Consider the following 15,385-nt stretch of genomic DNA (forward strand, 5'->3'; position numbering starts at 1 on the left):
GTATTAAGGCCATCTGAAATCGATATAAGGCAAATAGTTATGCGGAAATGTCGGGGATGTGTCAACTGTGTTGCAGGCGGCCGGGGTAGCCGCCTGGCAGAAATCAGGCAGGATTAGGGATATCGATGAAGGTGACGTCCAGATTATGGTTCTCTGCCAGCCACTCGCCGAGCGCCTGAATGCCACAACGCTCGGTGGCATGATGCCCGGCAGCGAAGAAGTGCAGGCCCTGTTCGCGCGCGCTGTGGATGGTCTGCTCAGAGACTTCGCCACTGAAAAACGCATCGACGCCGAAGGCTGCCGCCGCATCAATAAAGCCCTGACCGCCACCGGAGCACCAGGCAATACGGCGGATCGACTCAGGGGCATTATCGCCACAGTGCAGCGGTTCACGTCCCAGCACCTGACTGATACGCTGGGCAAACTGATTGCCGGTCAACGGCTCTTTCAGCTCTCCCCATGGCAGCAGTTCTTCAATTTCACCTTTGATGTCAATGCCCAGCAGGCTGGCGAGCCGGGCGTTATTTCCCAACTGAGGATGCGCGTCCAGCGGCAGATGCCAGCCGTACATATTGATGTCATTGGCCAGCAGGGTTTTCAGCCGGTTACGCTTCATCCCTTTGATCACCGAGGCTTCGTTCTTCCAGAAATAACCGTGATGGACCAGCACCGCATCAGCATTCAGCCGCACCGCCTCATCCAGCAGCGCCTGGCACGCGGTAACGCCGGTAACAATTTTCTTCACCTCACTCCGCCCTTCCACCTGCAAGCCGTTCGGGCCGTAGTCTTTGAAGGCAGCGGTGTTCAGCAGTTGGTTAACAATCTGTTCAAGCTCTGTATTACGCATATCAATTCCTGAAGTGCGCGTTACCCGGAAAACAATTACCGCGTAACGCTGCGTGTGGGATTACCGTCACAATAACAAAGGGTGGGGACTATCAGCAGCATTTTTTTATCTGCCGACAGCTGCTGATAAAACAGACAATTAACGCATCAACAGCGGTGTACGTTATTTATTTCGCCCGGGTTGTTCATCGGGTTAATGCACTGGATCGCCCGGACGATTGTTCCGATAAAAGGACTTTTTCCGGCTTAATGTGTGACAAACCTCACATCTGTGCCAGGCTTTAACAACACGTAAATATGCACAAGGTGAAAAATATGTCACATCAAAATAACAAAAGCATCCTGACCGTTGATTATCCTGCGCCACCCTTTGCAGAACAGCCTCAGCCTGTGCCAGGCCTTGCCAGCAAAATGATCCCGGTGCCGGATCACGGTGAGAAATCCTATAAAGGGTCAGGCCGGCTGGCCGGACGTAAAGCGCTGATCACCGGTGGCGACTCCGGCATCGGCCGCGCAGTGGCCATTGCCTATGCTCGTGAAGGGGCCGACGTGGCAATCAATTATCTGCCGGAAGAAGAGTCAGATGCGGCTGAAGTTATTCAGCTTATCGAAGCCGAAGGGCGCAAAGCCATCGCGATCCCGGGTGATATTCGCACTGAAGCTTTCTGTCAGCAATTAGTTAAAGAGGCAGCCAGCAAACTTGGCGGTCTGGATATTCTGGTGAACAATGCCGGGCGTCAGCAATTTAATGAATCTATTCGGACATTAAGTACCGAAGATTTCGATGCCACATTTAAAACCAACGTTTATGCCATGTTCTGGATAACTAAAGCGGCGGTGGATTATCTTCCGCGTGGCGCGTCGATTATTAATACCAGTTCGGTTCAGGCCTTTAAACCCAGCGAAATCCTGCTGGATTATGCCCAGACCAAAGCCAGCATTGTCGCCTTTACCAAATCACTGGCTAAGCAGCTGGGGAAAGAAGGCATTCGCGTCAATGCCGTCGCCCCGGGACCTTACTGGACGCCACTGCAGTCAAGTGGCGGACAGCCGCAGGAAAAAGTGCAGCAGTTTGGTCAGGATTCCCCACTGGGTCGCCCGGGACAGCCAGCTGAAATTGCTCCGCTGTATGTCACCCTCGCCTCGACCGAAAGCAGCTATACCTCTGGTCAGGTCTGGTGCTCGGATGGTGGTACCGGCACGCTGTAACTCCCGTTCCTGCTAAGAAATAAAAAAGAGATCGCCTGGCGATCTCTTTTTTTTGCTGGCAATTACGTAAAGCGTCCAGTGAAAAATTCTGTCGCCTTAAGGATTAACTCTGTTTACGCGCCACTTCAAACGCCTCAAGCGTGCGCTTCCGCGCTTCCTTGTGATCGACAACCGGCTGAGGGTAATCCAGCGCAACGCCCATATTGTCGGCCCAGATATGCGGTTGATGAATATGCTTAACCGGCACGTCCTTTAACTCCGGCAGCCACTTGCGGATAAACTCACCGTCTTTATCAAAGCGCTCGCCCTGAGTGGTGGGATTGAAGATGCGGAAATAGGGTGCGGCATCGTTGCCACTGGACGCCGCCCACTGCCAGCCGCCATTGTTGGCCGCCAGATCGCCATCAATCAGCTGTGACATAAAGTAGCGCTCCCCTTCCCGCCAGTCGATCAGCAGGTCTTTGACCAGAAAGCTGGCGACGATCATCCGCAGACGGTTGTGCATCCAGCCCAACTGATTCATCTGTCGCATCGCCGCATCAACAATCGGGTAGCCGGTTTTACCCTGCTGCCACGCTTCCAGCTGCTTATCGGCCGGCTGCCACTTCACGTTGTCGGTCCAAGCGATAAACGGTTTATACCGACAGAGCTTCGGCCAGGCCACCAGCAGATGACGGTAAAACTCACGCCAGATCAGCTCATTCAGCCAGACAAAAACGTTTCCGTCGTCCAGACCGCGGGGATGCTCGGCCAGCAGCCGGTGCAGACACTGACGTGGCGAAAGCACGCCGGTGGCCAGATAGACAGAAAGCCGGCTGGTGCCATCAACCGCCGGAATATTGCGGGTGTCGGGGTAATCAGTGACCGGCTGCTGGCAGAAATGCCGTAACTGATGCAAGGCGGCTTTCTCTCCGGCGGCAAACAGCTCGCTGTCGAACGCTTCAGTCGGATAATCGAAGGGCTTTATCTCTGGCGTTTTGCTTAACGGCGCGCCCTGACGCGGTTTGGGTGCCGGCACGCACTCGGGCAATCCTTCGTGCAGGCGTTTAACAAACGCCCGGCTGAACGGCGTAAAGACTTTATACATCTCACGGTTACCGGTCAGTACGCTGCCCGGTGGCAGCAACAGGCTGTCGTCGAATCCCTGAGAAATGATATCGAGATCAAACAGCCTGCGCTCCGCCGCCGCATCGCGCTCGCGTTCGTTAACTTCATACTGATAGTTGTAGAACAGCCGGTCGACGTGATGCTGCTGGCAGAAATCACTTAACGCCTCGACGGAAGCGGCAAAATCATCACACTGCAATGTGTGCAATGCGATGCCCTTCTCAGCCAGCGAGTGTTGAACATCCAGCAGGTTCTGGTAGATAAAGGCCGCCTGTTTCGGCGCCATCGAATGACTTTTCCACTGCGCTGGCGTGGCTATAAACAGTGCCAGCACGGTGGCATCGGCATCGCGGCAGGCTGCATGCAAAGCGTAATTATCATGGACGCGCAGATCGTTGCGCAGCCAGATCAAATGGGTTGCCATAATACTCCCTGAGAAAAACTAATGTCCATAGCGCAGGCGTAGCGCTTCCGGATAGGGTTCAAAATAGCGCTGCTGCGCCAGATACGCATCGGGGTACTCCGCCATGTAATGCTTTAACAGGGTGATCGGTGCCAGCAACGGCTGCATCCCCTGACGATAGTGTTCAATCAGCGAGGTCAGCTCCTGGCGCTGTTTTGAGGTCAGCTGAGGACGGAAATAACCCTGAACGTGCATCAGCACGTTGGTGTGATTTCCCCGGGTGGCCTGATTCTTCAGCAAGTCCATCAGACGCTGGCGATACTCAAAGGCATACTCTTCCAGTGACGACCAGTTGGCCATCGCCGCAACAAAACGCCCCATTTCGCGGTATTCCGGCTGGGAATGCGCCAGCAAAGAGAGCTTATAACGGCTGTGAAAGGCCATTAATTTGCCGCGCGTCAGCCCGCTGCGCCACAGCTCATTAAATTCATGCAGCGTATACACGCGTTCAACAAAGTTTTCCCGCAGTACGGGATCGTGCAGGCGACCATCTTCTTCAACCGGCAGCCACGGCATTTGCGCCATCAGCTCGCGAGTAAAGACCCCTACCCCTTCTTTGCGGTTATTGTTGTTATCGGCCTGATAGACCCGCACGCGTTCCATGCCGCAGCTGGGCGATTTAGCACAGACAATGTAGCCACACAGATGATGCAGGGCTGAAACGCGTTTTTCTGCGTAAGACTGCATGGCCTCGGTGACCGGATCGCCTTTGCCATTACTGAAGCAGAGCGCGGGCAGATCGTCACCATTTTCGGTTAAACGCAGCGCAGGTCGTGGCGTCGGCAATCCGATCGCCATTTCCGGGCAGGCCGGTTCATAACGGATAAACGGGGCGAGATCTTCGGTGGCGAAAGCGCAGCGCTTATGACCGCCATCAAAACGGACGTTGTCACCGAGCAAACAGGCGCTGATGCCGACGGGAATTTTTTCGCTCATAGTTGTACAACCTCCAGAATCTTGTAGAGGTTTAAGTGTAGCTGAAAGCCGCGCAATGATCGCGTGAAGGTTGAATAACGGGCAAAAAAAATCCCGCCGGAGCGGGAGAGATCAGTAGAAGTCGCAACCTGCGGCTTCAGACTGGGCCAGCCAGACCGGCTGGCTGCTGGTCTTGGACCAGACGCGGTGCAGATAACTGTAAAACCTGGCACGATCCTGGCGGAAAAGCATAACCGGTAAAGCCAAAGTGCCTGCGACGATCACCGCAATGCGACGCAGGACAATGCGGTGTAAAGAGTAGTGCTGATAAAGACCCATATGTCCTCCCGTTAGCCCAATGAAACGAATGTAATCTGCGCAAAATAATAGCGCCTTCTGTGTAATTTTACTACTCATCCGACCACTAAAAGCGAAAAAAACCGCTGATATTTTCACCGAACCGTAATCAAGTTACATAAATGTTAACTTTACCGTTATTAATTAACAATCGAATGACATCCACTGCCAGATTATCCCTTACCGTCTTCGGTCGCCTGTTGCACGGCCGAGAAGGTTTGCAGCAAAGCGGAAGGATATTTGATAAATTGGGCCGCCCTAATGCGGCGCCGCTGCCCGATAACAGGAAGGAAACCCGGTGACAACCGTTCTGATCGTTGAAGATGAAAAAGAGATCCGCCGTTTTCTGCGTATTGCGCTGGAGGGTGAATCCCTGCGGGTGTACGACGCCGACACCCTGCAACGCGGGCTGATTGAAGCGGCAACCCGTAAACCCGATTTAGTGATCCTCGATCTGGGTTTGCCTGACGGCGATGGTAATCAGTTTATCCGCGAAGTCCGCCAGTGGAGTGCAGTGCCGGTCATCGTGCTCTCTGCACGCAGTGACGAACAGGATAAGATTGCGGCGCTGGATGCCGGCGCCGATGACTTTCTCACCAAGCCTTTTGGTATTGGGGAGTTACTGGCAAGAGTGCGTGTTGCGCTTCGGCACCGGGATAAATCCGGCAACGGGACGCAAGCCAGTGAAATCACCTTTAGCGACGTCTGCGTGGATATTGCCGGGCGACGCGTCACCAAAGGCGGTGCGGATCTGCATCTGACGCCCATTGAGTTTCGTCTGCTGGTCAGCCTGTTGAATCACGCCGGAAAAGTCATGACGCAACGTCAACTGCTTAACCAGGTTTGGGGACCCAATGCCGTCGAGCACAGCCATTATCTGCGCATCTATATGGGACATCTGCGGCAGAAGCTGGAAAACGATCCGGCGCAACCTCGCCATTTGATCACCGAAACCGGTGTCGGCTACCGCTTTATGCCGTGAATGGCTGCGGCGCAGGCAATAAAAAAGGCGCTATATCAGCGCCTTTTGGTTTTTCTGAAGCTTCGCGATTAGGCGTTTTTCAGCACTTCGCTAACAATCTCAACCGCTTCTTTCTCGATCTGCTCACGGTGCTCAGCACCGAGGAAGCTCTCGCAGTAGATTTTGTATGCATCTTCAGTGCCCGAAGGACGCGCTGCAAACCAGCCGTTCTCGGTCATCACTTTCAGACCGCCGATAGAAGCACCGTTACCCGGCGCTGCCGTCAGGCGTGCAGTGATCGGATCGCCCGCCAGCGTATCGGCACTGACCATTTCTGGTGACAGTTTAGACAGCGCCGCTTTTTGTGCAGAAGTCGCAGAAGCCTGCAGACGGTTGTAGCTCGGGGCGCCGAAGCGCGCGGCCAGTTCGTCATAATGCTGCTGTGGATTCTTGCCGGTTACCGCAGTGATTTCTGCCGCCAGCAGGCACATGATGATGCCGTCTTTGTCGGTAGACCACGGCGTGCCGTCAAAGCGCAGGAAGGAAGCACCCGCACTCTCTTCGCCGCCGAAACCAAAGCTGCCATCGTACAGGCCGTCAACAAACCATTTAAAGCCAACCGGCACTTCCACCAGCTTGCGACCAATGTCGTTAACCACGCGGTCGATCATCGCGCTGGAAACCAGCGTTTTGCCGACGGCGACATCTTTGCCCCACTGCGGACGGTTCTGGAACAGGTAGTTGATTGCAACGGCCAGGTAGTGGTTCGGGTTCATCAGGCCAGCAGGCGTGACGATACCGTGGCGGTCATAATCCGGATCGTTGGCAAAGGCCAGATCGAATTTATCACGCAGCGCCAGCAGACCCGCCATCGCGCTCTCAGACGAGCAATCCATGCGGATCACGCCATCTTTATCGAGGTGCATAAAGCGGAAGGTCTGATCGACCGAATCGTTCACGATGGTCAGATCAAGGTTGTAGAACTCGGCAATACGCTGCCAGTAAGCAATCCCTGAACCGCCTAACGGATCGACACCAATTTTCAGGCCCGCTTTCTGAATAGCAGGAATGTTAACGATCTGCGCCAGGCCTTCAATGTAAGGCTGGATCAGGTCTTTTTCCTGAAGATGGCCGCTTTCCCAGGCTTTGTCCAGCGCGATGCGCTTAACGCCTTTCAGGCCATCTTTAATCAGAGCATTGGCACGGTCTTCAACCACTTTGGTGACGTTAGTGTCAGCCGGGCCACCGTTTGGCGGGTTGTATTTAATGCCGCCATCTTCCGGTGGGTTGTGCGAAGGCGTGATCACAATGCCATCGGCCTGAAGGCCACCGGCTTTGTTGTGCTCCAGAATAGCATTGGAGATCGCAGGCGTTGGCGTATAGCCATTGTCCAGCTGCACAATCACATCGACACCGTTCGCGGCCAGCACTTCCAGTACGGAAATGATCGCAGGTTCGGAGAGCGCATGGGTATCTTTGCCGACGAAGCAAGGACCGGTAATGCCGTTCTTTTTGCGTTCTTCTGCAATCGCCTGAGCAATAGCCAGAATGTGCGTCTCGTTAAAGCTCTGACGCCCTGCACTGCCGCGATGGCCAGAAGTCCCGAATTTAACCGCATGTTCCGGGTTGCTCAGATCGGGCTGCAGGACATAATACTGTGACGTTAATTGTGCAACGTTAATCAAATCACTCTGCTGGGCGGGTTGCCCTGCACGGGGGTGATTGGCCATTGGCGATTCTCCCTGACGCTTCTTTATCAGTTAGAGGGTGCCGCAAACCTTGTCAGCGAGTTCCGCAGGGAACTGCATTGACTGCATGATGTGTTCCACCATGCTGCGTTTGCGACCTGTGTTGGTGTTGGTGATCACCCAATACGGCGTGCCGGGAATATGTTGCGGCTTGGTATGGGTGCCATTCTGTACCAGGGTCTGCTGATTGCCTGCAAAGTAAACGCGCGTGCGGCCAAGCAGTGACTCGGTCGCGGCGGCAAAAGCTTTGGGATCCTGATTATATAAAGTCGACAAGATGAGCATAAAACGGTTAACCGCTTTCTTCTGCTCAGCATATTCGTCAGACAGCAGCAGCTCACGCACCGCGCGAACGCGGTCCTGAGGGCGGGATTCCACCTTCACTGGCGCCGCGTCTTTGGCGACGCTCACGGCAGTAGATGCCGTTACCGCTGCGGTAGCAGGCGCTTTTTGCCCGGCCGTAAATTTAAGCATACGACGCAAAATGTCAGAGGCGCTTTCACCAATATGCTGAGTGTGACTGGCGATATAACGGTAGAGCTCTTCGTCGACTTCAATAGTTTTCATCTTGATCCAGTACAATTTATTGCTGATAAGAGCCGGTCTGTACGCTGCCTGAACAAGCCGCACAGGATCGTTCCAGCTCTAACACGAGGATTATAAAGTTAAATCCTGCCGGGGTGTAGCGCCAGCCCCTGATACCAGTAAAAGTCAGAATATGCCGCAAAAAGATTGGCGGGCGCTTTCTGGCCGTCACGGCAGGAAAAAGTGAATCTATGATACCCTAACCCCTCGTTTCAACAGTAAGAACTTTGTTATGGAATTGAATACCCGCTTGCTATCTGAACAATCCGCCCGCCCTGAGGTTCCCGTGGTGTTAATCCACGGCCTTTTTGGCAGCCTTGATAATTTGTCCGTGTTGGCGCGAGGGTTAAAGGACGATCGCCAGCTGGTGCAGATCGACCTGAGAAACCACGGTTTATCGCCTCGCGATGACCAGATGGATTATCAGGCGATGGCCCGCGATGTACTGGAAACGCTAGATGACGAAGGGATTGACCGGTTCGCGGTCATCGGACATTCGATGGGCGGAAAAGTGGCGATGGCGTTAACCGCGCTGGCGCCAGAACGCATCGAGCAGCTGGTGGTTATCGATATGGCACCGGTCGCTTATCCGACTCGCCATCACGATACGATTTTTGCGGCGCTGAAGGCGGTCACCGCAGCGGGCATTACGCAACGCAGCGATGCCGCAGCGCTGATGCGTGAAACGATAGAAGAAGAAGGCGTGATTCAGTTTCTGCTGAAATCCTTCCAGCAAGGGGAATGGCGGTTTAACGTGCCGGTGCTGTGGCAGTGCTACGATCGGATTATTGGCTGGCAGCCGGTTCCGGCCTGGGAGCATCCCGCGCTGTTTATTCGCGGCGAACGTTCGCCCTACCTGGCCGATGAATATCGTGACGCCCTGCTGGCGCAGTTCCCCAAAGCCCGTGCGCATGTGGTCAACGGTGCCGGTCACTGGGTCCATGCCGAGAAACCTGATGCTGTTTTGCGCGCAATACGCCGTTTTTTTGCGCTGTAAAAACAATTATATCCTGAGATGGCTAAATCATTGTCGTCATGACTTTCGCTGGGGTATGATGGCGCGCTAAAAATTTGTCGCTGCACGAATTTCAGCCGACATCAGGCCTGAACCATCAGAACTCCAGCCTTTCAGTATCACGATTCTATGGCAAAAGAAAACACGGACCGCACCACGATCGATCTGTTCGCAGATGACCGTCGCCCGGGACGACCAAAAACCAATCCGCTGACGCGTGATGAGCAGCTGCGTATCAACAAACGCAACCAGCTTAAGCGCGATAAAGTGCGCGGGCTGAAGCGCGTTGAACTGAAAATGAACAGTGACGCGGTTGATGCTCTGAACCAGCTTGCCGAGCAGCGTAATATGAGCCGCAGCGAGCTGATTGAAGAAATGGTCATGGCGCAGTTGGCCGATCAGGACCGCTGAACAGGCGCTTTCAGCACCCCCCGGTGAAGCACAAAGCGACAAAAGCAGGCGGATTACTCATTTATCCCCCTGTAGCTGTCTGCTATCATTGCCGGTATCTGTAATAAGCAGCCTTTACCCTATCAATACGTTTCAAGAGGTTAGTAAGTCATGGCAATCGTAGGCATTTTCTTTGGCAGCGATACGGGCAATACAGAAAACATTGCAAAAGTGATCCAGAAGCAGCTCGGTAAAGAGGTGGCTGAAGTTCATGATATCGCTAAAAGCAGCAAAGAAGACCTTGAAGCCTTTGATATTCTGCTGCTCGGTATCCCAACCTGGTACTACGGCGAAGCGCAGTGCGACTGGGATGATTTCTTCCCGACGTTGGAAGAAATTGATTTCAACGGCAAGCTCGTTGCGCTGTTCGGTTGTGGCGATCAGGAAGATTACGCTGAGTACTTCTGTGACGCGATGGGCACCATCCGCGACATTATCGAGCCTAAAGGCGCGGTGATCGTCGGTCACTGGCCAACTGAAGGCTACCATTTTGAAGCCTCGAAAGGGCTGGCGGATGATAAGCACTTCCTCGGTCTGGCTATTGACGAAGATCGTCAGCCAGAACTCACCAGTGAGCGCACCGAGCAGTGGGTCAAACAGATTTATGACGAGCTCCAGCTGAAAGAAATCCTGGAAGCGTAATCAGACCGGCCTGATTGGGAGGTATCTCACATCAGGCCAGTGGTTTTTCCTATAGAAGTAATAGACACATTTTTGTAACTTTCATCTGCAAATCTGTAAAATATCGCCATCGGTCACCCGCTTTCTCAGCGCCTTTCGCTCTAATAGCGACTATGATGAGGCAGAGCGAAATGTCAGCCCAACCGCTTGCTCTCACGGACGTAACGACTCTTCTCCTTACCTCCCTTGATTGAGATGCATCGCCAGTGGTGTTCATTTCGAAATATCAGTTCTATAATGAGACGTTTGGCTTTTCGCGACGACCGATGTTCAGGGCTTTTCAGCCACAAAGTGACTAGCAAAGTAACAGGACAATATCCGCATGACTGACAATAACACCGCATTAAAGAAGGCCGGCCTGAAAGTCACGCTTCCACGACTTAAAATTCTGGAAGTACTTCAGGAACCTGAGGGCCATCACGTCAGTGCGGAAGACTTGTACAAGCGTCTGATTGACATGGGCGAAGAGATTGGTCTGGCGACGGTTTACCGCGTTCTTAACCAATTTGATGATGCCGGGATCGTTACCCGTCATAATTTCGAAGGTGGTAAATCCGTTTTCGAACTGACTCAGCAGCATCACCACGATCATCTGATTTGCCTGGATTGTGGCAAGGTGATCGAGTTCCGTGATGAAAACATCGAAGCTCGCCAGCGTGATATCGCCACGCGCCACGGCATCAAACTCAGTAACCACAGCCTGTACCTTTACGGTCACTGCTCAACCGGTGACTGCCGTGAAGATGAGACGCTGCACGACAAGTAATCTACACTAACAGCAAAAAACCGGTGATCCTTCACCGGTTTTTTTTTGCCTGTCGCCCCGTTACAGCGCTTCCGTCCGGCTGACGCGCAGACCATCAGGACTGCGCGTACGCAGCAATACCTTACCGGCCACCGCCGGCGGTTGATCCGCCTGCCACTGCTGCCAGGTTGTCCCCTCGTCCAGGCTGTACTCAACGGTTAAGCCCGGTAGCTCGGTATTGACCACCAGCTTACCGTCCTGCACCACCCCACCGGGCACCGGCAAGCGATAAGCAATGCCGGCTTTATCCAGTTTTGCCAATTCACGTTGCCCCAGAAGGTTGGCAAACCGCTGCCAGTCCTTCAGCTGAGCCTGCTGGTCTACCAGGCGGGTTTTGCCGCCGGTATACTCTTTGCCGGCTTTATAATCCTGCTCCCAGGCTGCGCGGTGCCAGGCGCGTTCCGCCACGGACAAAATGCGCGGGAAAAGCTTGTACTCCACCTGCGCGTCGGTACGGGTGGTTTCACTCCACAGTTGAGCGGAGATGCCGTGAGCGCCAGGCCAGGGCTTGTCAGATTTAGCCGTGAAAGGTTTGCCGTCGCGATCGACGGAAGTCTCGGCGTTTTGTGGCAAGTTATCCGGCGCGAAGTGGAAAATTTTCCGTTCATCGGTAAAGCGCGTTCCCCAGTAGTATCCCCGCTCCAGCGGATTCACCTCGGCAGGAAAATCGAGATACAGGTAATCCGGATTGGAGACGATCACTTCATAACCTTTGCCTGCCCAGTCATTGGCAGAATCAAAACCGCCCCAAAACAGCGTATCCCAGAAGTTGACCGCAACCCTGTCCGTTGCGAAGGCTTTGGCATTTTTAGCGTCTTTAATACCATCCTGCCAGGCCTGCATTTTGCCGATACCGTGTGCCTTAACCTGCTTGCTGACGTTAAGGGCAAAGTCGCTCGGCAGATGATCCAGGTCTTCAATCTTTCCTTCTTCAATCATCGTCTGGCAGACCTGGGATTTTGCCCACGGCTTATCTTGCTGGCTTAAGTCCAGTAAACCGGTGCCTTCAACGGGTGTGTTCTTATCCGAATAGCCGGATCCTAAGCGAATGTTTTTGGCTTCATCTCCGCCGAAATGCCAGGTCTTCAGCGGCTGTCCGGCAGCTTTATGCATCGCCTGGATTTCACCTATCACCTTGTCGGTAAAGCGTAACGAGGAGCTCAGGCACGGATTGAGATAGCTGGTGCGATCGTAAAGCTGCACGGAGGTGGTGTTGGAATTGTCGCTGGGATCGAGCAGGCGGAATTCATTGGCTTCTTTTTCCTTACCGGCATTGAACAAGCGATCGTAACGCGCTTCCATCGAGATTACCGCTGCCCGGGCGTGGGCCGGCATATCGATTTCCGGGATGACCTGAATACCGCGCGCATCAGCATACTTCACAATATCGATATACTGCTGACGGCTGAAATGACCGCTGCCACTGTTATCACTGTTTGGTCCCGATCCTAACTGTGGCAGCAAACAGCGCTTCTCTTCGGGATCGTGACAACGCTTGCTGCCAATCTCCGTTAACTCCGGCAGGCCTGGAATTTCAATACGCCAGCCTTCATCGTCGGTCAGATGGAAATGGAAAACGTTGAGTTTCCACGCCGCCATCTGGTCCAGCAAGCGCAGTACCACCTCTTTGCTGTGGAAGTTGCGCGCCACATCAAGGAACACCGCACGGTATTGGAAACGCGGCGCATCGCTGGCCTTTAACGTCGCCACGTTCAGGCTGCCATCGGCCGGGATCAGCGACAGGATCGACTGTAAACCATAGAACACGCCGCTCTGGTCATAACCCACCACTTCAGCCTTGTCCTTGCCAATATTCAGCGTGTATCCCCCCGGAACGGCCAGCTTTTTATCGAACGCTTTTTGGCTCACCCGGGTGGTAATCGGGTATCCATTGGGCTGCGCTTTGATTCCCATCAGCGCAAAACGCTGCTGTATGGCTTCGGCTTTCTCTGCCGACAGGCTTGCCAGTTCCAGCGTCACCCCAGTAGAGAGATCCGCGTCATCAGAGAACACCGAAACCTTCAACGGGGTGGGAAGGATTTGCCCACGTAAAGTGGACGCGGCCATCGGGGCGACATCGCTGTTTTTAGTAAAGCGGCCCTGGGCATCCATCAACAGGTTCTTATCATCTGCGATGCGCTTCCACTGAGCGCCAAAAGGCTCCACAAAATCGGTCAGTTCCTCGGTATCCGTGCTGACGAGGATTTTCGGCGTGGCATCGCCAGAGGTCGCATACCAACGCGGCATCACATCGGTAATAAACAGCTGCCAGTATTCATTCACGATCGGGATCTCGATGGTTTCGCCCGCCGCAATGCCTTTGAATTTGTCTGTCGGCTCCAGGCGGGTTAAATCCCCGACAATATGCACCATGCGAAACTGATCGCTTTCGACCTTCAACGTTTCATGCACGTTAGACATATAAATTGCCCAGTCGTTGCTGTCGATGGCGGGGCCCGGATTGGTGAAGCTGATGGTTGCGCGGTTACAGGAGGCCCAGTCAGCGCCCAGTCCGGCGCAATCCACGCCATGCTGGGCGGCAAGATTGTCCGTCACTTTGTACTTCACGCCAAACTGGCTGATTTGATCGACTAACTGCTGGTTGGCGGCTGCTCCACCACTGGCTAACGCAGATATCAGCGCAACCGATATCAGACTGGCTCTGAACTTTTTCATCCTTTATTCCTTGTCCGTAGGTAAGTCGTTTTTCTTCATTTCGTTGCAAGACACACGTCATAAAATTGTGAAGGGTGCAGTGACGATAAACTTCAGATCCTTCTCATCCTGGAAGATATTGCCGTAGCCGCCGCCCCAGCTGGGAAGGGTGGAATGGTTATTGAATCGGGTGAAGTGCAGCTTGAATAAGGTGTCTTTCGCCCAGCCCTCCTGCACTTTGTAAAGCAGGTCTAGATTCCAGGCAGATTCTTTCAGACGGGTATTTTGGTTATAGATCGGTTTGCTGTTGGGTTTGGCATCCCAGCCGTAAGCATAGGAGGTGCCGACCGATAGGCCCGGCAGGCCCCAGCCTTTCAGCTCATACAACACGCCGGCAAACAGGGCTTTCTCGCCGTTGGCGTTAAAGTCGGAACGGGAATCCCACCAGACATCCAGCCGACCGTTTGAGGTGGCATAACCCGGCGTCATGCGTTGCAGGAAGAAGCCCTGATTTCCCTCGGCCTTGACCCAGGTGCCTTCAAGACGCAGATCGAAAGGCCCCGCGCGATAACCGAAGGTCAGCGCCTGCAGCCAGGCCAGGCCGTCATAGACATCATTACTGTTGGCTGCGCCACCGCGCTCTTTGTCCCGGGCACCATAGAATTGCCAGCTGGTGGTAAGCGGATTTTCAGCCAGCGCAAAGGTGTAAGAGAGTTTGGTGAAGTACTGGTCCATATAACCGGCCGCCTGACCGAAAGCGCCTTCCAACAGCAGGTCATTTTTGAAGTCGTATTTTGCCCCTATCGAATGCAGATACGGGATGCCCGTTTTGCCATCAGCCTTGCGGAAGTGATAGGTGTTGCGATACCAGGGTGCCTTATACTCATCGCTCCACATATAGGAAAGTGATAGCGCCCCTGCATCAGCAAAATCAACCTGGCTGCCAAGCTCGGCTCCGCGATAGGTGCCCGGTAAAAAACTCCAGTTTGGCGCCAGCAGCGTCTGTCCCTGCGGCTGCAAATAACCGGCCCGCAGCCAGTAATCGTTAAGCTTTAGTTTTAATGCCGCCTTATAAAGGCTGGCGCCATTTTTATCCCCGCTCCATTTTTCATCCCAGCGCGTATTGGCATCGCTGAAGCCAATTTCATTTGGCGCTGCCGGGCCTTTATCTGACATTTCCAGCGCGCCAAATACCGCTAAATCCAGTCCAATAATGTCGGCAACATAACCCGATGAAAAATCCAGATTACTGTTAAAAGTAGAATGGTGGAGATTTTGCTGATACTGGCCAAACTTATCGCTATCAGGATTGAGATCCTTTCTTTCCCGGTGGCGTTGCCAGTAATAAACGCCGCCCGTTAATGAGGCATCATCAATAAATCCGGCGGCAGTAGCATCAGGAATAAAAAGCGGAACCGATAACAGCGTACAGCAGGCGACTGCGCCCGCCATCACGGGACGTGATGAGATAAAAGCAGACATAGATAACCCCTCTTCCATAAGAGTAAGGCCCATTCTGAGCCATGATATCAATTGGTTATAAGCATCCTCTAACCGACGAAACTCAAAGTCGATGATATTTTTCGCG

General features: G+C 53.7%; 14 protein-coding genes. 6 read left to right on the plus strand and 8 right to left on the minus strand.

The features are described 5' to 3' along the window. Window positions 1-103 precede the first annotated feature (103 nt). Window positions 104-847 carry a type 2 GTP cyclohydrolase I gene (locus tag AC0IXH_RS10680; RefSeq protein ID WP_346595038.1) on the minus strand — a complete coding sequence of 248 codons (744 nt, stop codon included), beginning with the start codon at window positions 845-847 and terminating at the stop codon, window positions 104-106. A 314-nt stretch (window positions 848-1,161) separates the two neighbouring features. Here AC0IXH_RS10680 and AC0IXH_RS10685 point away from each other — a divergent pair, with 314 nt between their 5' ends. Next, complete coding sequence (locus tag AC0IXH_RS10685) at window positions 1,162-2,055, plus strand: SDR family oxidoreductase (protein ID WP_013201310.1); 894 nt, start codon at window positions 1,162-1,164, stop codon at window positions 2,053-2,055. Window positions 2,056-2,158: 103 nt separating this feature from the next. Here the strand turns inward: AC0IXH_RS10685 and phrB are convergent, their stop codons facing one another. The 3 genes from phrB to AC0IXH_RS10700 form a co-directional block, all read right to left on the minus strand. Continuing rightward, window positions 2,159-3,586 carry a deoxyribodipyrimidine photo-lyase gene (phrB, locus tag AC0IXH_RS10690; protein ID WP_471720412.1) on the minus strand — a complete coding sequence of 476 codons (1,428 nt, stop codon included), beginning with the start codon at window positions 3,584-3,586 and terminating at the stop codon, window positions 2,159-2,161. Window positions 3,587-3,604: 18 nt separating this feature from the next. Further along, window positions 3,605-4,561 (minus strand): YbgA family protein, encoded by a 957-nt coding sequence (locus tag AC0IXH_RS10695; RefSeq protein ID WP_471720413.1) that lies wholly within the window; start codon window positions 4,559-4,561, stop codon window positions 3,605-3,607. Between the two features lie 111 nt (window positions 4,562-4,672). Next, window positions 4,673-4,879, minus strand: a complete 207-nt coding sequence (locus tag AC0IXH_RS10700; RefSeq protein WP_013201307.1) for a YbfA family protein — start codon at window positions 4,877-4,879, stop codon at window positions 4,673-4,675. A gap of 316 nt (window positions 4,880-5,195) precedes the next feature. Here AC0IXH_RS10700 and kdpE point away from each other — a divergent pair, with 316 nt between their 5' ends. Continuing rightward, entirely contained in the window at window positions 5,196-5,879 is a 684-nt protein-coding gene (gene kdpE / locus AC0IXH_RS10705) for a two-component system response regulator KdpE (protein ID WP_105759483.1), read from the plus strand. A 68-nt stretch (window positions 5,880-5,947) separates the two neighbouring features. Here the strand turns inward: kdpE and pgm are convergent, their stop codons facing one another. Together pgm and seqA are read right to left on the minus strand one after the other, a co-directional pair. Then, window positions 5,948-7,588, minus strand: a complete 1,641-nt coding sequence (gene pgm, locus AC0IXH_RS10710; RefSeq protein WP_013201305.1) for a phosphoglucomutase (alpha-D-glucose-1,6-bisphosphate-dependent) — start codon at window positions 7,586-7,588, stop codon at window positions 5,948-5,950. 30 nt (window positions 7,589-7,618) lie between these two features. Continuing rightward, window positions 7,619-8,173 carry a replication initiation negative regulator SeqA gene (gene seqA / locus AC0IXH_RS10715; RefSeq protein ID WP_013201304.1) on the minus strand — a complete coding sequence of 185 codons (555 nt, stop codon included), beginning with the start codon at window positions 8,171-8,173 and terminating at the stop codon, window positions 7,619-7,621. 250 nt (window positions 8,174-8,423) lie between these two features. Here seqA and ybfF point away from each other — a divergent pair, with 250 nt between their 5' ends. The 4 genes from ybfF (at window position 8,424) to fur (ending at window position 11,103) form a co-directional block, all read left to right on the plus strand. After that, window positions 8,424-9,188 (plus strand): esterase, encoded by a 765-nt coding sequence (gene ybfF / locus AC0IXH_RS10720; RefSeq protein ID WP_471720414.1) that lies wholly within the window; start codon window positions 8,424-8,426, stop codon window positions 9,186-9,188. 147 nt (window positions 9,189-9,335) lie between these two features. After that, complete coding sequence (gene ybfE / locus AC0IXH_RS10725) at window positions 9,336-9,617, plus strand: LexA regulated protein (protein WP_013201302.1); 282 nt, start codon at window positions 9,336-9,338, stop codon at window positions 9,615-9,617. 150 nt (window positions 9,618-9,767) lie between these two features. Next, window positions 9,768-10,298, plus strand: a complete 531-nt coding sequence (fldA, locus tag AC0IXH_RS10730; RefSeq protein ID WP_013201301.1) for a flavodoxin FldA — start codon at window positions 9,768-9,770, stop codon at window positions 10,296-10,298. 361 nt (window positions 10,299-10,659) lie between these two features. Continuing rightward, window positions 10,660-11,103, plus strand: a complete 444-nt coding sequence (fur, locus tag AC0IXH_RS10735; RefSeq protein WP_013201300.1) for a ferric iron uptake transcriptional regulator — start codon at window positions 10,660-10,662, stop codon at window positions 11,101-11,103. Window positions 11,104-11,163: 60 nt separating this feature from the next. On the opposite strand, the gene AC0IXH_RS10740 is transcribed toward fur, so the two are convergent. Both AC0IXH_RS10740 and chiP read right to left on the minus strand, forming a co-directional pair. After that, window positions 11,164-13,818, minus strand: a complete 2,655-nt coding sequence (locus AC0IXH_RS10740) for a beta-N-acetylhexosaminidase (RefSeq protein ID WP_471720415.1) — start codon at window positions 13,816-13,818, stop codon at window positions 11,164-11,166. A 57-nt stretch (window positions 13,819-13,875) separates the two neighbouring features. Beyond that, a complete protein-coding gene (gene chiP, locus AC0IXH_RS10745; protein WP_471721144.1) occupies window positions 13,876-15,249 on the minus strand; it encodes a chitoporin ChiP in 1,374 nt (457 codons plus the stop codon). Between the last annotated feature and the right edge of the window lie 136 nt (window positions 15,250-15,385).

It is taken from the genome of Erwinia sp. AC075 (genome assembly GCF_979253995.1).